We start from the raw sequence: 19,714 nt of genomic DNA on the forward strand, positions 1-19,714 counted from the left end.
TAGATTGCAGGGCCTATGCCGCAGGGCCGATGCCCAAGCCGCCGGGCATGAACCGGCGGGTTTTTCTTTGGTGACGGCGCCGTTAGGCCGCAGCCGGATTACTGGCGAGGTGCCAATCACCAACGGCAGTATCCGCGGTGGTATCCGTACCTCGATGCACGCCATAGCCTCCGGGGTGGCGCGCCGATTGGCGCGCGCAGCGGTCGGTGTGCTGTTCGCCGGTCTGCTCGACGAGCCGCTTCCAGATTGTCTGCCCGACCGGGCAGCCGGCTGGATCTGAGCACCAAACGGCCGTCGGTTCATGCCGGCGGGTAGTACGCCTCCTTCTCTTCTAGCGAGCGGGACTCAGCTAGCAGGTCTTCAATCCGCTCCCTTAGGTTCTTCAGGTCCGGACCCGGACGCGTTTCGTAATAGCTGATACGGGCGTGCTCCTCGATTTTGGCTTGGTCTGCCACCAGTGGCCTGAGGTCTTCAAGGGCTTTTAGACTTGGCCCGAGTGTTTGATGAAATCTCAGTCCAACCTGCCTCAGTTCGCCGATCGGGACGTTTGCGCTATTCGAAGGATTTGCGCTCGCGATGGGGTTCTCGATCTCGCTTCGAAGGGCGAAAAGCCGGTAATGAAACTCGATCAAGGTCTGCGGAGCTTTCCACGGCAATAGGGCGAGCTGGCCAGCGGTGGCACTGTAGATGGTCGGTACAGCAGGCGCGAACTTCCGCAGCTTACCCGCGGACATCCCGCCTGGCGCGGAGTTCTTGGGCCAGCAAGCTTTCCAAGGCTTCTCGGAATCAAAAACGCAGCGCAACCAAATGCGTCAATTCCGCGTACAGGACTCGAGCAAGATCTGAAACTTGCACCTGACGCTTACGGATCTCGACCAGGATGGATGTAATGATCGCCAGAAGAGCACCGATGATGAAGAAGCGCGCCTTGGCCAGGTTCTCATTTCCAGAGCAATTTTGGCCCCTGCGATGCAGGCGCTAAGCAGCAAGGGACCGGTGATCCACCAAATGCTAAGCACTCGCATGCGTTCAGATGCCCTTACCCGTGGCCCCTATCGGCCGCAACAGTGCAACCCGAGCCAGCAGGGCCCATGCCCCGACTGCTGGAAGTGAAATAAGCAGCCTCGATGCTCCCCGCGCCCGGATCGCTTTTCAGCTCGCTCTCATGTAGCGCAGCGCGGTTTTAGGTTGATTGACCGCAGGAAGGTGTCCAACCCGCTCTGGCTGCAGTTTTTCTTCTCGCCGGCCTGTTGAGGCGTGTCAGCCCGTACCGGCGGTGAACTAATTTCGGCAGCCGCTTTACGCTTCGTCAATTGGTATTTTGTGTCTGCGGGATCATGCCAATGTCGAGAAATGATCTTCAACGGCTCCTTCCGCTGTTCGCTCTGACGGGGCGTGACAACGACCTGGACGGGCGCTGTGGGGGCGGCAGTCGTTGCGGACGAAGCATCGATTGTGACCGCAGCAACCCCGTGCGCTTGCGCGGGTTCATTCGCGACGGCCGCGCCGGCAGTCTCTGGCTCGGCTTTCAATGGAAGGCGGTCGCCCTTACCCGACGTCTCCGCCACGGGGTAGGAGACCATAGTGAGCGCTGCGGGGGCGGGATTTCTCCCCAAGGCTGCAACAGCGCCCATACCGAATAGGCCAACGACTCCGAACGCTACAATCGTGATACGCACGGATCGATCCTCGACCAACACAGCGAACTGCACGCTTTGCCCGAAATTAGCCAAGAATAAGGCTAAACCATTGGCGAGTTTGATGGAATGGCATTGCCGTGTCCGTCATTGCAAGAGGGATGGAGCGACGTGGCGACAGGTACTGTGAAATGGTTCAACCCGGTCGAGTGCGCCAAGGTGAGCTACGATGCAGGTAGTGCTCAGGCGCCCAGTTGTATCTCGCACGCGACCCTTGCATTTTGCCGCACGCTTGCGAGCAGTTGAACGATCAAAGACACTTCGAAACTGATTGGCTGCGGGCAGGCTTGAGCTGCATCGAGACGCCAGGCAGGAAGTAGTCCTTGGCAACGTTCCTTGGGCGGTTAGCAAGCATTCGGTCGTGTCTCGCCGTTTCACACCTTGGAGAGTAGGATGTGCTTGGAGAGCGCGTCCTCGCGTTCTGAACCGCGACGTAACCAATTGATCTTGCTGGGCCCGTATTTCGCCGAAAGTTCAGAATAGACGTTGATCTTATTGCACCTCCCGGTTGATTTTGATTCCGCCATTCGGAGGTTCGATCCCTCCCGCCCCAGCCATCCAATGTGCGCCAGCTAAGTACCTGAAAAATCACGCGTATAGGCCGAAACAGGCCGGACGCAGTGGGTTGGCGTCAGTCGGCGGCATCCGGGGCGAGATCATTGAAAGTCTCTCGCCCGTCGCTGCAAGTTCCCGTTTTGGCGAGCGAATCCGAGGGGAGGCCGCTTCGATCGCGACTGCCAGCCGAGACAGTCTTTTTCGCTGACCGTCTGCGGCCAGGAAAGCGCGGAGCGGCCAGCCGGCGCGAGATCCAGTTGCCGCGGCTACCGTTCCGGGGTCAGCGGCGCGGCGTGCAAACGCCGGAGCTCAGGCATTTGCGGCGTTGTCGCGAATAACCTCGAACGGCAGGGCGGGGACGTCGTATTCGGCGATGTCCAGCTTCCAGATGTGGTGGTCATCCGTGCCGCCGGCCGGCGCAAATCCGAGCTTCTTGTACAGGTCGCGCACCAGCCCGTTCTTGGCGGTGGGCAGGTAGCTTCCCTCGAGCGTGTCAACGCCATTCAAACGGCAATGGTGGACAAGTTCGGCAATGATGGCTTCCTCAACCCGTCGCCCGAGGACCCGGCAGCTCATCAACCAGGTGTCGATGTCGTAAGCCGTGTCCTTCTTGCGCGCGATCACGACGCCGATGACCCCGTTGTCACCAAAGCGGTCGCGAAGCCTGATCTGGAAGGTCAGGCAATCAGGCGAACGCGACATGGTCTCGACTTCGGAATGCGTGTAGCGCCGCGTCGTCAGATTGAACTGATTGGTCTTGTTGATGAGCTGCGCGATCCGCCCCAGATTGACGGCATCGAACGCGTGGAATTCGATCGTCATGCCGAGCGACGCCAGAAACTCTTCCATGTCGCGGGACTTCGCCGACAGCTCCGCGCGCTGGGCATTTGCCTGATAGAGGTCACCGCGCTGACGATCCTCTTCGGAAAACGTGACAGCTTCGAAATAGCCCGCGTTCAGGAGCGTGCGTGCGTAGAGCGAAGGATCGGTGGGCAGCTCGGGCACGGCCACCATCGGCAGCGCCTTTCGGACCTGGCTTCGCTCGGCGGGGTTGTCGTCGAGCAGCACCATGGAATCCAGCCCGATATTCAGCGTCTTGGCGATGGCTTCGATGTTGGTGGCCTTGTCGCTCCAGTTGGCCTGAAAGACCGCAATATGCTCGAGCTTCAGCGACATCTCGGGATGCTCCCGGAACGGTTGTCGCGCGACTTCATCCGTATTCTTCGAGCATACGGCCAGGATAACGCCGCGATCGCGCAGCTGAAGCGCCGTTCGCTGGATTTCCGAGAAGGCTTCTCCGACGCCATCGCCCTGTCCGAGAACGATCCCTTCCAGTCCGTCGTCGCCAATCGTGCCACCCCAGATCGTGTTGTCGAGATCGAGCACGAGGCATTTGCGGGCGTTGCCGCGGATGGCGCCGAGCAGCCGTCCAACATATTCAACGTAGACCGGCACCATCGTTTGCGCGAATGGCAGCTTGTAGAGATTCCACTGGACGGGATTGTGCCAGTTCTGGGTGCCGATCGCTTCCGCCAAGGCGGCGACGTCGAGTATGTAGTCACCCCGCTTCGCGGCGAGCTCGCGGAGCCCGTCGTTAAAATCCTGAATCTGGCGGCGCAGCGACATGGATACTTGCGCGTCCATGCTTCCGAACAGTGGCTGCGGAGGGCAGGCAACGGTCTGGAAAATGACCGGCACCCCGGCGCCGCGCTCGAGACCTTCACGTATCATGCCCACGTAGTCGAGGGCGGACTGGTTCGACGAAGTGCCGCCGCCGTCGTTGAGGGGCAATCCGTGGAAATCGAGCGCCAGCAGAACGGCGTCGGGCTTGCAGGAGTTGATCGCGGAGGATGGATCGAGCGCTTCCTGCACAACCTGATCGTAATCAGCCTGAGTCACGCGGAGCAGGACGCCATGACGCGCGGCGCCTGCGGCAAGCGCAGGGGCAAACAGGCATGTCGTACCGTTACCGAGCAATCCAAGATGAAATTCGCGAAGCGGCGAAATCGCCTTCTTCTTGGTTCGCGCGCGTTCGATGCTCTTCGAAAGGCGCGTGAGCTGGTCCGTGTTGAGGTTCTTGGCGGCAAGTGCGGCGATCTCGGCGCCGTGCGGCTCGTCGGAGGCGTCAAGCGCGCTGCATAGCGCCTTGAAGTCCGCCGGCGGCGCCTCTAACCAGGGCAGTTCTTGAAGCTGAAACGTCATGGCGTAGACCCCAGGATGGAATCATTCATCTAGAAGTTTGGATCCGGCGGTGCCGCTCGCTATCAGTTTCTCACCCGCGTACACCCGAAACTTCAGGCTGACGGTATGGGTGGATTGCGACACATGAGTGAGCTCGCCGTTAAAGGTCGCTTCCTCGTCGATGTAGAGCGGCTTGTTGAAGTCGATCCGCCAGCTCGTCGCCAGCCCGAGGTCGCCCGGCAAATGCATTCCGACCAGATGCGAAAGTCTGGCGACTGTGAGCGCGCCGTACACCACCGGCCCCGTGAATCCGCGGCTCTGCGCGAATTCGGAATCGATATGAATGCGGCTCGAATCTCCCGACAGCTTTCGGAAGGCATCCATCTCGCTCTGACCGATCCGGAACGGAAGCGAGACGGTCATGCCTTCCTTGAGCTCGTTCCACAGCAGCACTCGTGGCCGTTCGCTCAACGCGCAGCTCTTTGACGAATGACGTTGACGAACTCGCCGACGTTCTTCAGGGCGGCGACCTCGCCAGTCGAGAACTGGATCTTGAACTCCACCTCGACAGCGACGACCAGCCGAATGTTGCTGAGGCTGTCCCACGCCGGCACTTCTGCAGCGGTCATTTCCGGATGCGGCGTCAGCGTATCGTCGTCGAACACGTCCCGGAAAATCGGCGTGAGGCGGGAATAGATTTCCTCGTCAGTCATCACAATTATCCCATGATTTGGGTGAGACGGCGGCGTCGAAATTGCCGAGCAAGCCCCGTAAAATCCGCCTTTTCGGCGCGAGAACTAGCAGATGGCATCGGCATTCACAAGGCTCCCTCACCGTCTCCCGATCATGGCGTCCAGGGGCGGGCCAAGTTCCGCGCTCAGTTGGGCGTAGCCGGCCTTATCGAGATGGACGTGATCGAGGAATTCGGATGCTGGAAGGGTAGCGAGCGGCCCGACGTAAACTCGCTCCGGAGGCCGCGGCGAGATGATTTGCACGAGTTGAGCCTGGAGCTCGGCAAACTTTTGCTGCGGAAGCAGGTCGGGCAATACTTTGGGATTCTCGGTCGCGTAGAAGATCAGCGTGGATTGCTTTGCTTCCGACACGCGGCGCAGGATCCGATCCAGGGCTTGTCGTTGCGGGTTATCGGGGGCCAGATCGATCTTCTCGTACCGCGCCCGTGCCCGCATCAGCAGCACGACATCGCCAAGGTCATCGCTCGTGGCCCCAGCCGAGCGTTGCAGCCATTTGTCCGCGGCATCGCGCAGGCCCACCAGATAGTTGAAGGGACTGCCGTCGAACCACAGGGCTTGGAGAAAGTCGCGTGACCGGTACAGAAACCACCAGTTGACCAGTGCGTCGTGGCTCCATCTCGCGAGTCCGCCATCGCCCTTGCCGGTGGAATAAGTCCCGTTGGCATCCACGGAGAGAGTGTCCAACCAGAGGCGGGTTCTGGTTTCACCTTCGCGATCGAAATCCCGGGAGAAAGACCGCAGGCTGAGATCGAACACGATGGCATCCGGCTTCGAGGGCAGCACGATGCGAACAAGGTTCTCAAGATCGGTCGGAAGCGTTCCGTTCATGCCGAAGTTGGCGACCAGTACTTTTTGGCCGGGGTGCTTTTCGGCAAGCCAATTCTGCAACTGGCGCGACAAGGTATGCGTCTGCCAGGCGGTATCGCCCTTGTCACGCATGGCACGGCCGAAGATCAAGGAGTCGCCCAGAACGGCGACCTTCAATCCGTCAAACTTTCGAAACTCTTCGAGCTTGGCATAAAGAGCCGTCGGTGACTGGACGTCGATCGTTGCCTGAAAGATGCCGCTGGCCGGAACGGCCACTCGCAAGGTGACATCCAGGCAGGCCAGCATCGCGATCAGCACGGCAACGGTCACTCCCAGACGCGCGAGAACGTCGCGGCCTCGGGATACCCTTGTTTTTGGAGTCTCGACCATCAGCGTTCAGAAATTCTGGTAGACGAACAGGGCTTGGCCGGTGTTCGACAGCAGCACGATGATGGCGATCTTGGCGGCCAGCCACACGATCTTGAGAATGTCGTCGCGTCCCAATGTCATGGATACAGCCCCAGCATCTTGCCGTAGATCGCGCCCCACTCCGAGTAGGACTTGAGCCAAAGGATCAGCGTTGTCGAGACGAACGCGTAGACGAGAAAGCGGCGGAGATAGATCGACGGCCCGGTGGCGACCGGCCCCTTCTTGACGCCGACATATTTGCGGACGAGCTGGCTCGCAACCAGGGCTCCGCCGTGCACCGTGCCGAAGGCCAGAAAGCCCCACGTCACCCCATGCCAAAGCGCGATCAGGATCATCGAGAGGAAGTAGACGGCCGATATCAGGGCGAACTGAATACCGCGCGGCGCCTTCTTGATGACAATGAAGTTGAGTGGCGTGAAGACGTAGTCTCTCACCAGCGTGCTGAGCGAGATATGCCACCGATTCCAGAACTCCTGGATCGTCGTTGAATCGAACGGCCGATTGAAGTTTTCAATCAACCGGAAGCCCATCAGCGAGGCCGTCCCGATCACGATGTCGCAATAGCCGCTAAAATCGAGGTAGATGAGGCCGAGCTGGGCTAGGGCCCCCACCCACAACATCGGCCCCGACATTTGCGTGGCATTGTCGAATGAAAAGATGCCGAACGCCGATAGATTGTCGGCGATGACGAACTTCTTGATCATCCCGTTGGCGATGCGGTGAAGGGCAGGGACGACTGCCTTGGAATCGAAGGCGGGAGATGCCAGCTGCTGCTCGAAGCTCCGATAACGCTCGATCGGGCCGGCCAGCAATGCGGGAAAGAACAGCACGTAGGTGCAGAATCGAAGGAAGCTCGGCCTTTCGATGAATTCCACTTCCATCAGGTAGCTCACGCAGCGGAACACCATGTAGGAAATGCCGATGATGTGGACCGGCATGTAATGGAACGGGTTGGCCCCTCCCAACAGTCGGGGGTCTCGCGCGAGAAACAGAAAGATCCAGAGCAACGCTACGACGAGCAGCTGCGCTTCCATGGTAAAGCGCGCGCCGCGTTGCTTGCGAAACAGGCCGATCCCGTATGAAACGGCAAGGAAGCCCGCCAGGACGATGAGCGATGCCGGATCGAATCCGAAGCTGATGAAGAATGCGAAGCTCAGGAGCAGCAGGGCGACACTGCGCGCCATCCGCAGACTGACGGCGCAGCAGATGATGATGGCGGCCGCCGATATGTACAGAAACTCGAAGCTGTTCAGGGATGGCCCGCTAACGACGGCGGCCGCTGATTGGAAAAGCATGGCATCCCTTCTCGACGCAACGAGTCCCTAGCGGGGCCGCCGTCCAACAGCCACGCAATTGATCGTCAGGCGGTCCTTCAGGCAACGCTCGAGGCGATACCCCGTCATCGGGAACAGCTCGCTCTTCTCGATCTCGAAGCCCGCCGACGTCATGAGATCGATCATCTCCTGCGGCTTGTCGATCAGGTAGAGATGATCGGGGGCCGGGCTGTTGGCGGGCATGTTCACGAGAATCCTTCCGCCGGGCTTCAGATAGCGGATCAGGGATCGCAGCGCCTTGAGTGGGTCCTCGAGATGCTCGAGCAACTCGCTCACGACGATGCTGTCGAAGGTGTCGCGTCGATCGGGTGCGTCGAACATGTCCTGGCGGACCAACTCGATCTCATCGCTGACGCCGATCACTTCCAGCGTGCGCCGCGTGGCCGCGATGGCGCCTTCGCTGACGTCCCACCCCACGATCGAGCCGGATCGGGGATCCGTTGCCGTCAGATAGAGCAGCGCGCCGTGACCGGGCCCCACTTCAAGATGACGGTATCCCTCCGGGAGCATCGGCAGGTACTGGCTCCGATAGAAGGTCAGCGCGCAGGCGTGGTTGTGCCAGAACACGCCCGACAGCAGCAGCCCGTTCATGTATTTTTCCATGACGTCGGGCTTCGAGTAGACGTCGCGAACGGCCTCGCTGAATTTGGAGCGTTCATAACGTCCATGACGCCGGAAGAACAATTCGGCTTCCAGGATCATGTTCTCGCAGAAGTACCGGTAGTCGTGGCAAATCTTGTCGATCGTCCCGAAGTGATGCAGCGCGATCTTGGTGACGAGCTGCGACGATGCCTCGGTGTCGCGCATGACCTCGAGCGACCTGTTGCCGAGACTGGTCGCCAAGGTGGCCTCATGTTGGGGCCACGCGGCAATCTGTCGCTCAACAAGTGCTGAAAGATACGGATACGCAGCAATATCGATCTCTGCGATTCTCGACCGCCGCACGATGTCCGTGGAACCAGTCACCTGACCACCCTTTGGTTGAAAATTATCGCCCTTCTGACATAGCCGGGCTTGTCCATGCAAGGCCTTGAACGGGGATAATTCTTCTCGACAGCAGGGCCGGAGGGCATCTCGGCGAGGCAGGGCAGAAGCCGTTGGCCAATTGTTAGCTTGACGGAGCCAAAAAGCTCAGCCAGATAGCCCCAAAGTCAAGGGCCCGGAACATGAATAGCCGCTTCCCTAGCGCATTTGCTCTGCTGCGCCAGGCCGTCATCTTGGGGACGCTGTCGTCGGCAGGAATTTCATCTGCCCTCGCAGCCGGCGCGCCACTTGTGGTAGAGAAGGACCATCGGGTGGCGGCGGCGAAAGACAGCCGCCTCATCCTCGTGTTGGACTTGAAGCCGAACCTCGTCGATCTACAAAAATCTGGCGCGGAGGCTTCCGATCTCATCAGGGCCACCGCCGCTCGCTACGCCAAGGATTATCTCGCGCAACCTGAGTTCAGCTCGAGCCCAAAAGTCGTGGTCTATTTGATCTCGGTCGATAGCATGGATGAGTACAACCGCGCCAAGTTCGACGGCATGAGGCGGTTTGGCACCATCGCGTTCGAGAAAAAGGGCGACGAGGTCGTGCTAACCGAAGACAAGCTCTCCTTTAGCCCATAAGGCTTCAAGCCTTTCCCTGAGAAATCGCCTGCTCAACATGACAAGTTCGAAGCTTAAAAGGACGGCTGCTGGCATCATCCTGGTCGTCGCAGTTTGCGGCGGCATAGCGGCAACGGTCGAGAAGACACGCAGATACATCAATCAGCGGGTTGATCGGATGTTGGCTGAACGCAGCCCGCCCAAGCCGGAAATTCCGTCCTCTCCGCCGGCAACTCCAACGCAATCGGCCTTCGACAAGAAGGCGGAGATTGAGCTTCACCAGTTGTCCGCACGCGTCGCGACGCTGGAGTCGTTGCTGGCTGGTGCCGGAGGCACGCTGGTCGACCATGCCCCCGATGCGAGCGAGTATCGCGGGCGGGGCGTACCGGTTTTTGCGATGCTTGATGCCGTGGGCCCCTATCGCAAGAACGGACTCTTCGAGACCTACGGCGGTGATTTTCGCGAACGGCGCTCCGGCCCAATCAGCGTCACCGAAGCGGATTTCGAGATCACCCATGGACAGGCGTGGCTGATCTGGTCACCCGACTTCACTCCGGCGAGGGACGCGACCCATTTACAGATCAAGTTCGCGGCCCCTCCGACGACGGGCAAGCTGACCGTCGGATTTATCCTCAATGACGGACAATCTCTCGCCTGGGTATTGGACCTGACCGCCAGGAGCTCGGAGCCGGCTGGTCTGCTTCCGCCGGTTCTTCCTGATGACATCGTCACGCGTGCCAACAGCGCGCAGGTGGTCGGAGATATCAAGCTGGCTGGTAATCAGGTAACCATCCCGTTGCCTTCCAACCTGCTCCTGAACCTGAGAAGCGGTCAGGCGAAGGCGATCTCGCAATGGTTCGTGAAGGTCGATGGTGCGGCCGGAACGACAATGCGTTTCCAGACGCTCGCTCTGGTTCGGCCGGCGCCACCGGCGACCAGCAACGGCGTCGCTTTGGCGGGCAAGGTGGTCGGGGGCGCCATTGCGCCGAACACCTCGATCGAATTGCTGGAGGAATCCGGCACCGCGACAAAGGGCGTGCTCGCGACGGACGGTACCTTCGCTTTCACCGCAGTGGATCCGACGAAACCGGTATCCCTTCGCCTCAGACGCGAAGAGTTCGAGCATTCCGCAACACTCGGTCGATGGTTCGTTCCGTCATACGATCGCGGCGACCTCGTCATTGACGTGCGTCCGATCTATGTTAACGAGGACGGCCATGCCCCCGATTCAACCCGCGCGAAGTTCATAGGCGCCCGCAAGCCGTCTCCGTACGCAGCGTTCTACGAACCGCATAGCCGCCAATACTGGCCAGGCGGCGGCACGGTCCAGGAGTACGATTCGACCACATTCGTAAACAATCAGGGTTACGTCGATCGAGACCGCTTTTTCGACAATCCCGATCACTGCATCCGTCTTGCCAGTACGGGTGGCAGCGACATGGTCGCCCTTCAGGTCCGCCCCTACGAAAAGATCAATATTCTTCTCGAGGAAAGTCTCGGCGTAGCCATGCATCGGTGCGTCGAGGTCATCTCCGCTGCGACCGACAATGGCGACATCGGTACGAACTTTCCGAGAATTCGGGACTACACTTCGAAGTTCGGAGTTCAGGGCACCTTGGTATCGATGCTTGCGGGGCTGGTCTCCCAGGTCAGCCCAACAATGCTGCGCGACGGATTGGGATTCGATCCGGAGAACAGCCCACTTCCGAATTTCCTCCATGATGCGAGCGGTGCATTGACGTTCCGGACCGCTTCGCCGGTCTTTTCCGTCTTCGCCGTCAAGCCGACGTTCCCAGCATACGACAAAGGAATTCCGTTTGGCGAGACGCTGAGGGTGCCTTTCGATGTCATGCCGCAACCCGGCAAGGAGGCATTCCAATACTGGACTGAAATCGTCTCATATATCGAGAAGCACCATCCCGGTCAGAATTTCATATTCCATACTGGGATTGATCAGGCACAGTGCCGAACCAGTTGTGACGTCACGCTGACCTTGGCCGACGGCACCAAAGTCGCCGCGGGCGCAAAGGGCTTTGCCAGAAACATAGCTGAATACTGCGCCAAGAACGGCTACGCCTGCGTGAATCCCAACTTCTCCGAGAAATATGCGGAAGTGCCGAGGCTGCTGACGTTTGAACACGACGGACATTACTCGAAACTCGGGCATCAATGGCTTGCGCGGGAACTGACGGCGCCATTGACCAAAATCCTTTCCGATACCTCGAGATGAAAAAGCCGGGCGCCTATCTGCTTGTCCTGCGCCTGATCGTAGCGCTCGGATGCTGTGCGCTTGGCGCGGCATCAGCCCTTGCCGATGAGGGGAAGCCGGATGCGCCGGTTCGCGTGTTGCCGTACCCGTTCGCGCATATCGTCAGCTTTGCCTCAGATACCGACGCGCTTCGTGCCTGGCACGGCGCGGCCATTCACCGCTTCTTCAATGAAGACCTCGGTTTGACGATCTCGGATTCGCTTTGGCCGCAAGGTAGGCAGGTGATCTCGGCGTTTTTTGTTGGCCCGGGACAGTTGAATCGATTCCCCTCCGGCATCGGCTCAGAAGCCACTTTTGCCCTGCTGCTGCGAGAGTGGCATCGCGGAAACATCGATCATTTCCATGGCTGGCAGGAGGACGATCTCTTGCCTTTTCGAGCGGAGATCCAGCCGCCGCATTCCCTGTCGGCGGCACGATCGAGCCTGACTATGTCTTCTGTCGGTCTAACCCCTCAGGCAAGCCGCAACGTGAGATTCTACTTCTCCGCGGCTCCGCCTGCCGACCTTTCGATCATGTTGCACGATACCCAAGGTCGATCGACCATTTTTGGTACAGGCGATGTCGTTCGCGGACAAGGCATTCAATTTGAAGTGGGATCGCTCGGCTGGATCGTCGAGGTGATCGTCCCGCTGCAGTCCGACAGCGTGAGGCGCCCTGTGGATCCGATGTCGATCGACCGGATCGAGTTTATCGCGCCGTCCTGCGCGACCGGGTGTGCCGCTTCCCTCACCAGGGTGGAGCGTGACCATTTCAGCCGGCGCACGGTTCTGTCCGAAATCCCCTGGCTCGAGGCATGGAACGTTCGCCCCGCCATACTGACGTCTCATGGCGGCAACACGCTTGTTCAGGATTTCGGCGTTCCAGGGAAGGTTTCAAAGTTTATTGCCTTCGACAGCCCCGCCCTCGTTGATACGCATGCCGCGCTTGCTGACGAGAAGCAGAGCCATGGCTACCATTCCGACCTTTTGAGAAAGCTTGGTGTGCTCGCGGTCTGGTCCTATTTTCCCGCAGATCCCAGGGATATATTCGTCAGTCCCGATGGCCCTGAAGTCCAGCACGGTTTGCCGCCGCTCTCATCCACCTACCAGCAGCTCTACAACCTGCCCCGCGCGACACCACCGGCACTGGAGACTGGTAGCGAAGACAAGTTTGATGCGTCGGCGCGAACCTTGCTCGCGGATATTCCCGAGAGCGAAAGGAAGGAGCTCTATTGCGGGCCGAACTGTAACGTGGCCCAGGGCAACGCGCTCGCAATGCTGATCGCTTCTCACCTCCAGTCGATCAACCGCGACAAGAAGGTGAAGGGGCTGATCTACACCCATTTCGGCTCAGAAGAAGGAACCTCGATTTTTCGGGCCTCGCCGGAGGAGCCGGTGACGCCGGCCGTTCGGAAATGGATGCGACGGTTTGCAAATTACGTCTATGACTTCGACGGCTCGATCGGCCCCGGCCGACGCATCTGGTCACCTCCGGCGAACACGTGGGTTCGGTACCAGGTGATGCATTCCAACATCGCCTCTCACCTCGCAATCGACAAATCCACCATCTCGATCACGCCGTGGACCGATCCGGTCACGCAAACGACCTGGCCGGATATGAGCGCCGGTACGCGCGACCTTCACGGACTCACGGTGTACGTTCCGGATGTCGAACATGCTTCGGTACGGATCGGCGACAAGGAGACGCAATCATTTACCCGCAACCCGCCGGATGAAACCGGCAGGACGTCGATCACATTGGTCGACGATCACGCGCCGACCTCAATCATCGGCCCGGTCTCTCTGAAGGACCGCGCGAGCATCGAAGCCAAATCGGGGCTTTTCACCGACGCATCGGCAGCCAATTCCTTCATCAGTCTTGCAACTGACAAGTCCGGCGACGCAGGCATCGTTATCAAACCCTGGAGGCTCGACCTCTGGAACACGAGCCACCTGCAGCTTGCTGTTCGCAAGCGCTGTACAGGCAAGAATGACGAGAGCTGCCTCGGATCCCGTTTCAAGATCGAATTGCTGATGCAGGATGGCGGCACGGTTTCCATTCTGGAAGATCGGCCGCCGGATGCGCGTGTGTCGTCCAGCACATGGTCTGTCCCGCGTCTGAAGAAGCTCGATGAGTGGGTATCGCACACGCTCGATGTGACGCAGCTGGCTTGGTCCAAATTCATCGACGAGGGCGACGACTGGCGTCGGCCACCTCTCCCGCTCGGAAGGGTCAAGGAGGTGAGGGTGTCGTTGATGAACGCGCCTGCCGGCACGACGCTCGATGTGCAAAATTTCAGGGCTTTGCGGCCTTCCGGGAACGGTCAGGCTTCGGACGGGTCCAAGTTGATCGCGGGCCGCGTCACCCTGGACGGCTGGACGCCCGCGCCGGGAGTGCAAGTTCGCGTGACTGCAGAGTCCGGACGCATCACCTCTACCGCGACCGATCAGGACGGGTATTATTTCTTCCCCGGACAGCCGAATGGGCAAATCGTGAGCATCCGCGCTCAACTGGGCTCACGGCAGTGTTTCCCAAGGCAGGGACGCCGCATCGAGATCGGCAAGGACGAGGCCGAGCTCGACATTGAACTGGGGCGCAGCCTGCAATTCCCGGGCAGATCATCTCCGTCTCCAGCCAATATCCTCGCCGCTCCTGAACAAGCTTGCGAAACGATGCCGGACCTTTTGGCGCAAGAGCAGTAGTTGCCCAATATCGCTTGAGCGAGGAGCCCTGCCGCTGCGTTGACCTGCGAAAAATTTTTGCGGGTTAGGGGCACATGAATCGTCGCAGTTCACCGAGAGCTCTCGCATTGCGCGAGGTGGCGTCAGGTCATCTCGCGTACCGCAAACGCAAGCTCTGCCGGATGGCCCGCCGCGAACGCTCGGCGCTGCGCAGGCATTCGCACATCGCAAGCGAACGAGACAATTACAACGGGAAACGCCATAAAACTGCAATGGCGCGATGCTATCGTTCATCGCCTGCCACGCGGCAGCTGCAATGAATGTCCGCAGTGCGTTCGCCTCACATGCATCGCTCATCTTATCAACGGCTCGTTGTGACGGCGATCGCGGCGATGCTCTCGTCTGCTGCGGGCGCGGCTGAATTCACCATCGTCAACGCCTCGAACACGCCGCTGCAGCACCTCTACATTTCGCCATGCGGGGCAGGGCAATGGGGGCCGGATCAGTTTACCGGGGCGTTGCCGCCTTCGCGATTTCACACGGTCTCGCGCATCGAGCCGGGCTGTTACGATATCCAATTCGTTGTTGCTCCCTGGAATAGCTGCGTCCTTGCCGGCGCGTCGCTTCGCGGCAGCGAAGTCTGGAAGGTCACGCAGTGGACGGTGTTCGGCTCGCAGAGCGGCGATTGCTCGCATGTCGCGGGCTATGTTCCCGCGGCTCGACGTGCGTGGGTCTGGCAACCGGCTTCAAGCTCCGACATGAAGAGGGAGTGACGTGGCAAAGGTGCTGGTGACCGGCGGAGCCGGATTTCTAGGTTCGCATCTGTGCGAGCGGCTGATCGGGCAGGGCCACGATGTGCTCTGCGTCGACAACTACTTCACCGGCAGCAGGGCCAACATCGCCCATCTGATCGGCAGTCCCCGCTTCGAGGTGATGCGCCACGATGTGACGTTCCCGCTCTATGTCGAAGTCGACCAGATCTACAATCTGGCGTGTCCGGCTTCGCCGATCCATTACCAGTTCGATCCGGTGCAGACGACCAAGACCAGCGTCCACGGCGCCATCAACATGCTTGGCCTGGCCAAGCGCGTGAAGGCCAAGATCCTCCAGGCCTCGACCTCGGAGGTCTATGGCGATCCGGAAATCCATCCGCAGGTCGAATCCTACTGGGGACACGTCAATCCGATCGGGCTGCGCTCCTGCTATGACGAAGGCAAGCGCTGTGCCGAGACGCTGTTCTTCGACTATTGGCGCCAGCACGGCCTGCGGATCAAGGTTGTGCGGATATTCAATACCTACGGTCCCCGCATGCACCCCAACGATGGTCGTGTGGTGTCGAACTTCATCGTCCAGGCGCTCGGCGGCAACGATATCACCATCTACGGAGATGGCCGCCAGACCCGCAGCTTCTGCTATGTCGACGATCTGATCGAGGCGATGATCCGGACCATGAACACCCCCAACGATTTCACCGGGCCGATCAACATCGGCAATCCAAGGGAGTTCACCATCCGCGAGCTGGCCGAACAGGTCATTGCCATGACCGGATCAAGAAGCAGGCTGGTGTTCGCACCGCTGCCGTCCGATGACCCTCGCCAGAGGCAGCCGGACATCTCGCTTGCGCGCTCGGTGCTGGGCTGGGAGCCGACCATCGATCTCGGCCGTGGCCTCGAGCGAACGATCGATTACTTCCGGGGCCAGTTGAGAGCAGCGGCCGAATAGCATTCCCAGAGTTCGCCCGCCCTTGCACGGTTGCGATCGATCAAGCCGTCCGGCGGCGCCAGAAAGCGTGCACCGTCAGAGTGACCTTCAAGACCGGATCGCCGGCAGTTCGCTCGACTGATCCCCCCGGCTGCACCAGCAATGCGTCGACGAACACATAGGGCGCGCCGCTCTCGAGCCGGTAGAGCAACGTCTGCAATGCCGCCAGTGAGGCATTCAGGGAGATCTGGAGCCTGATGGCGTCGTTCTTGTCGTCGCGATCGGCGGGAATTCCGGACGAGACCAGCACCGCGTGCTGGCTCAGCACCAGTTCGGACAGATAAGCCTGGAGCTGCGCGGTGGCGAGGCCGCTGGTCGGCGCATCCAGGAAGGCCGCCGCCGGCGCCGCGAGGCGTTGGGTCTGTGCACGCTTGTTGGCAGCGGGGCGCGAATGCGCCTCGAGCGCCGCCAATTCGTCGCGCTGTTCGGCGAGGTGCTGCGCCGCGCTGGAGCGTGCCTGCAGCGCGCCCGCAATCGCGACCGCGCAGATCAGCAGCAGCGCGCAGAATCCGCCGGCCGCGAAAACCTGTTCGCGGTTGATGTCGAACTTGAAGTTGAGCTTCGCTTTCAGCACGATTCACTCTCCATCGATCCTGACATGCGGCTCGACGCGGGCCTCGATGTGAAACACGAACCGTCCGCCATCGGCATTGCGCGTTGTCGGGGCAAAGAAATGCACGTCCTTGAAATGTCCGGAGCGCTCGAGCGGCGCGATCAGCGACGGGGCGTCGCCAGCGAGGCCGACGATGCGCAGCGTCGAGCCGTCCATATTCAGTTCCGTCAGATAGGACGTGTCGGGGAGGGCGCGGGACAGTGCCTCGACGACCACTACCGCGACCGGCGATGTCTCCTTCAGGGCGCGCGCCCGTTCAGCCAGCGCCAGCGAGGCGATCGCCTCCTTCGACGAACTGCCCTTGATCTGGCGCTGCAGCGTCGCAACGCGCGATCCGATCTCGTCGCTCTCGCCGTCCGCGGATGCCGCGCTCATGAAGGCCCAGACGTTGACCGCCAGCGTCAGGCAGACCGCTGCGACCATCAGGCCGACGACCATTCGGCGCGTCCGTGAGAGATTGCTGTCGGACGCCTCAGTGAGGCGGGACCACAGGGTGACCGTTCCGTCGCCGCTGTCCTTGCCCGCAACGACCCGGTCGACCCGCAGCCCCAACGCGCCGAGCTGGCCGCACGCGTCATCGAGTGTCGCGCGCGAGGTGGCGAGGATCTGGACATTGAGGATATTTGCATCCGCGCTGGTTGCCACATTGAAGCCGTAGGCGGCCTGGCTCGCCCGCCACGGAAAGAGCCGCTCGATCTGATTGCGCACGATGCCGGCCAGCAAGTCTCGCGCCTGCGCCGGAACATTCATCGCGCGCGAAACGATGTCGGGAGCAGGAAGCTCGAGAATGACGAAGGACTTCTGCGCGGCGCGGATGATCTCATTGGGTAGCGCTATGCCCGCAGCCCCCGCCGCGAACGTCGACCTTACCGATTTCGTCGCGTCCTCAACGACCCAATCGCTGCCGACCCTGGTCACCTTTAACCAATGCCTGGCGCGGCGCCGCTCCTGCCAGCCGAGCCACAGGCGGGCGAGGATGTCGATCCAGCGCCGCATGATCATTTCGATGTTCATCAGCGCGCCTCCAGCGATGCGACGACGCCTGTCCCTGCGAACCGCGATATCGGTGTCCAGGCCAGAACCCGATATGGTTGCTTGTCGTCGGGGAGCAGCACGATGAACGCCCTGGCTGCAGCGGTGTATCCGCCGGTCGTGCCGGCGACGAGGTCCACCGCGACCACATGGGTCTGCGGAACCTTGAGGTATTTCTGCGCCGGTCCGAGCAGGAAGGAGAGGCGCTCGGGATCGACGAACGGCGAGCTCCGCATGTCGAGGAAGGCGTCAAGATGCTCCGCATCGAACGACGGCAAGGCCCGCAGCACCGCGACCGGCGCGGTGAGCGGATTGACGCCGTCGCCGCCGAAGACGGTGATCAGGGGTGCCATTGCCGCCATCCATTGCGGCTGCATGCCGGGAACATCTGCGATCTGCCCGATGTCGGTGAACGGCGCGGGCGCTGCCGCCGGCTGGTCAGGCGTACCCTGTGCCGATGGCTTCGCCGCATCGCCCGGCCGTGGCTGCGGATCGTTCGGTCGCGCTTGCCCTGCGATGTCGCGAAGCGCGACGATGCGTTGCGACACGATGCGGGCATCGTCATCCTCGGCACCGACATAGCGGAGCAGTGAGGCGAGCAGTTCGACCGGTGCCTTTCCGATGTCGATCCGGCCGCCCTCATCGCTGATGGTGAGCTGAACGGACCCGGTCGCGAACGTCAGCGTGGTGGTGCGCTCGGCGGGCGGGGCGTCTCGCAGCGCCGCAACAATACCGGCGGCGGCCTCGAGACCCGCGGTCAGGAGTCCGTCGGCTTGCACACGCTCCCGGTCGATCCGAACGATGCCGGCGAGGCTGCGAAACGTCGTCGACGTGGCCATGGCGAGCGCGGCGCACAGCGCGATCGCCCATAGCACGGCGAGCAGGACCATGCCGCGTTGGGTGTGACGCCCGCTCATCGGCGTGCTCCTGGCGGCGGGTCCTTGGCCGGCGCCTCCTTCGGCGGCGCCGACTTGCCGGTGACGCACTCGGCGTTGGCTCCGGGCTGCGCACAGCCGATCGGCGCGTCGGCGCGCAGCGTGAATTGCACGCCAGGCAACAGATCGGCCCCGCTGGCGCGGTCTCGAACGGTCAGCCGCACCAGGCGCGGCAAGAGCGGCTGCCCGATCCATGTCGGGCTCCAGGACAAGGTGCCGTCCGGACCAGTGCTTCCGAATGCAAACGCGATGTCGACCTGGCCTTCGATCACACCAACGGGGTCCTGCAGCGCGACGCTCGCGAACGGCGTGCGTTGTCCTTGCCATCGCCCACGACGCCGGACCAGATGGTTGACACCATCGGTCTCCTCGACCTGCAGGCCGACCACTTCCTCACCCCGGCCGCCGCCTGCACTGCTTCCGGTGACGAACGTCATCTGGTTCGCATCGCCGTTGAAGGCGGCCGTCGCGTCCGCGCCGTCACCCTGTTTCACCTGCCGGGCGGACCCGATGTCCGCCGCGAGGCGGTCGACCGCGAGCAGCAACTGATCGGTCTTTCCCGCCAGACCCGTCCTGCGGTCGAAATTCAGCGCAACGTTGTTGATCAGAACCGCGGTTGCGGCAATCACCGCGGACCCGATCGCGAGCGCGGCCAGCACCTCGATCAGCGTGAAGCCGGATGCCGCACGGAGCTCGCTTCGAAGCGCTGCGCTCATTCGTCGGCTCCCAATCCGAGCCGCAGCGTATCCGCGCTGACCATCTGTCCGGGCGCCCACGACACCGTTGCAACGAGGTGGTAGGCGATCCAGTTCGGGCGTTTGGCGCCGGGCTCCTCCTTCTTGTCCGGTGCGGCTGCGGCCGGCGCGTCCCGCCGCGCGGCCATGGCGTCGACGAACATGGGCTCCGATGTGACCGACCAGCGCAGACCGGCGGTCTCGCCGTCACGCGTGCCATTGGCGAGGATCGAGCGGTCGACCGGCGAATCCAGGATCGTGCGCAACATGACCTGTGCCGCAATGCGGCCGTCGATCCGGTCCGCGATCCGGCGCGCGTAAAACAGATGCGGGCCGAGCACCGACACGAACGCCAGCAGCAACGCCAAT

The 19,714-nt window shown here is 61.3% G+C and carries 18 protein-coding genes; 6 read left to right on the top strand and 12 right to left on the bottom strand.

The features are described from left to right. Positions 1 to 109: 109 nt before the first annotated feature. Entirely contained in the window at positions 110 to 280 is a 171-nt protein-coding gene (locus ACOIX3_RS11365; RefSeq protein WP_420969850.1) for a hypothetical protein, read from the top strand. Positions 281 to 299: 19 nt separating this feature from the next. Here the strand turns inward: ACOIX3_RS11365 and ACOIX3_RS11370 are convergent, their stop codons facing one another. The 7 genes from ACOIX3_RS11370 to ACOIX3_RS11400 form a co-directional block, all read right to left on the bottom strand. Continuing rightward, positions 300 to 734 (bottom strand): hypothetical protein, encoded by a 435-nt coding sequence (locus tag ACOIX3_RS11370; RefSeq protein WP_420969851.1) that lies wholly within the window; start codon positions 732 to 734, stop codon positions 300 to 302. A gap of 1,827 nt (positions 735 to 2,561) precedes the next feature. After that, the gene (locus ACOIX3_RS11375) at positions 2,562 to 4,454 is read right to left on the bottom strand and encodes an HAD-IIIC family phosphatase (RefSeq protein ID WP_420969852.1); all 1,893 of its coding nucleotides are present in this window, start codon (positions 4,452 to 4,454) and stop codon (positions 2,562 to 2,564) included. Positions 4,455 to 4,475: 21 nt separating this feature from the next. Beyond that, positions 4,476 to 4,904 carry a MaoC/PaaZ C-terminal domain-containing protein gene (locus tag ACOIX3_RS11380; RefSeq protein WP_420969854.1) on the bottom strand — a complete coding sequence of 143 codons (429 nt, stop codon included), beginning with the start codon at positions 4,902 to 4,904 and terminating at the stop codon, positions 4,476 to 4,478. Continuing rightward, the gene (locus tag ACOIX3_RS11385; RefSeq protein WP_157345131.1) at positions 4,901 to 5,146 is read right to left on the bottom strand and encodes an acyl carrier protein; all 246 of its coding nucleotides are present in this window, start codon (positions 5,144 to 5,146) and stop codon (positions 4,901 to 4,903) included. Before ACOIX3_RS11385 ends, ACOIX3_RS11380 begins: the two co-directional genes overlap by 4 nt. A 117-nt stretch (positions 5,147 to 5,263) precedes the next feature. Next, complete coding sequence (locus ACOIX3_RS11390) at positions 5,264 to 6,382, bottom strand: hypothetical protein (protein ID WP_420969856.1); 1,119 nt, start codon at positions 6,380 to 6,382, stop codon at positions 5,264 to 5,266. Positions 6,383 to 6,498: 116 nt separating this feature from the next. After that, complete coding sequence (locus tag ACOIX3_RS11395) at positions 6,499 to 7,716, bottom strand: MBOAT family O-acyltransferase (RefSeq protein WP_420969857.1); 1,218 nt, start codon at positions 7,714 to 7,716, stop codon at positions 6,499 to 6,501. A gap of 27 nt (positions 7,717 to 7,743) precedes the next feature. Beyond that, on the bottom strand, positions 7,744 to 8,598 hold the full coding sequence (locus ACOIX3_RS11400; protein ID WP_420969858.1) for a methyltransferase domain-containing protein: 855 nt from the start codon (positions 8,596 to 8,598) through the stop codon (positions 7,744 to 7,746). Between the two features lie 323 nt (positions 8,599 to 8,921). Between ACOIX3_RS11400 and ACOIX3_RS11405 the strand changes: the two genes are divergently transcribed. The 5 genes from ACOIX3_RS11405 to ACOIX3_RS11425 all read left to right on the top strand — a co-directional run bounded on the left by ACOIX3_RS11405 (position 8,922) and on the right by ACOIX3_RS11425 (position 15,992). Beyond that, entirely contained in the window at positions 8,922 to 9,362 is a 441-nt protein-coding gene (locus ACOIX3_RS11405; RefSeq protein ID WP_420969859.1) for a hypothetical protein, read from the top strand. A gap of 37 nt (positions 9,363 to 9,399) precedes the next feature. Continuing rightward, a complete protein-coding gene (locus tag ACOIX3_RS11410) occupies positions 9,400 to 11,571 on the top strand; it encodes a hypothetical protein (protein ID WP_420969860.1) in 2,172 nt (723 codons plus the stop codon). Beyond that, positions 11,568 to 14,291: a carboxypeptidase-like regulatory domain-containing protein gene (locus tag ACOIX3_RS11415; RefSeq protein WP_420969861.1), complete on the top strand. Its 2,724-nt coding sequence runs from the start codon at positions 11,568 to 11,570 to the stop codon at positions 14,289 to 14,291. Before ACOIX3_RS11410 ends, ACOIX3_RS11415 begins: the two co-directional genes overlap by 4 nt. A gap of 353 nt (positions 14,292 to 14,644) precedes the next feature. Continuing rightward, positions 14,645 to 15,043, top strand: a complete 399-nt coding sequence (locus ACOIX3_RS11420) for a hypothetical protein (RefSeq protein ID WP_420969862.1) — start codon at positions 14,645 to 14,647, stop codon at positions 15,041 to 15,043. Between the two features lies 1 nt (position 15,044). Next, positions 15,045 to 15,992: a UDP-glucuronic acid decarboxylase family protein gene (locus tag ACOIX3_RS11425; protein ID WP_420969863.1), complete on the top strand. Its 948-nt coding sequence runs from the start codon at positions 15,045 to 15,047 to the stop codon at positions 15,990 to 15,992. 40 nt (positions 15,993 to 16,032) lie between these two features. Here ACOIX3_RS11425 and gspM read toward each other — a convergent pair whose 3' ends face one another. The 5 genes from gspM to ACOIX3_RS11450 are packed head-to-tail and all read right to left on the bottom strand — an operon-like array spanning position 16,033 to position 19,713. Continuing rightward, a complete protein-coding gene (gene gspM, locus ACOIX3_RS11430; RefSeq protein WP_420969864.1) occupies positions 16,033 to 16,605 on the bottom strand; it encodes a type II secretion system protein GspM in 573 nt (190 codons plus the stop codon). A gap of 3 nt (positions 16,606 to 16,608) precedes the next feature. Beyond that, complete coding sequence (locus tag ACOIX3_RS11435; RefSeq protein WP_420969866.1) at positions 16,609 to 17,658, bottom strand: PilN domain-containing protein; 1,050 nt, start codon at positions 17,656 to 17,658, stop codon at positions 16,609 to 16,611. Continuing rightward, positions 17,658 to 18,593 carry a general secretion pathway protein GspK gene (locus ACOIX3_RS11440; protein WP_420969868.1) on the bottom strand — a complete coding sequence of 312 codons (936 nt, stop codon included), beginning with the start codon at positions 18,591 to 18,593 and terminating at the stop codon, positions 17,658 to 17,660. The genes ACOIX3_RS11435 and ACOIX3_RS11440 overlap by 1 nt, the downstream gene beginning before the upstream one ends. Further along, positions 18,590 to 19,327, bottom strand: coding sequence for a PulJ/GspJ family protein (locus ACOIX3_RS11445; RefSeq protein ID WP_420969870.1), 738 nt, complete (start codon positions 19,325 to 19,327; stop codon positions 18,590 to 18,592). The genes ACOIX3_RS11440 and ACOIX3_RS11445 overlap by 4 nt, the downstream gene beginning before the upstream one ends. Then, positions 19,324 to 19,713: a hypothetical protein gene (locus ACOIX3_RS11450; protein WP_420971991.1), complete on the bottom strand. Its 390-nt coding sequence runs from the start codon at positions 19,711 to 19,713 to the stop codon at positions 19,324 to 19,326. Before ACOIX3_RS11450 ends, ACOIX3_RS11445 begins: the two co-directional genes overlap by 4 nt. Position 19,714 lies beyond the last annotated feature (1 nt).

This window comes from Bradyrhizobium sp. B120, assembly GCF_049075665.1.
Taxonomy (GTDB): domain Bacteria; phylum Pseudomonadota; class Alphaproteobacteria; order Rhizobiales; family Xanthobacteraceae; genus Bradyrhizobium.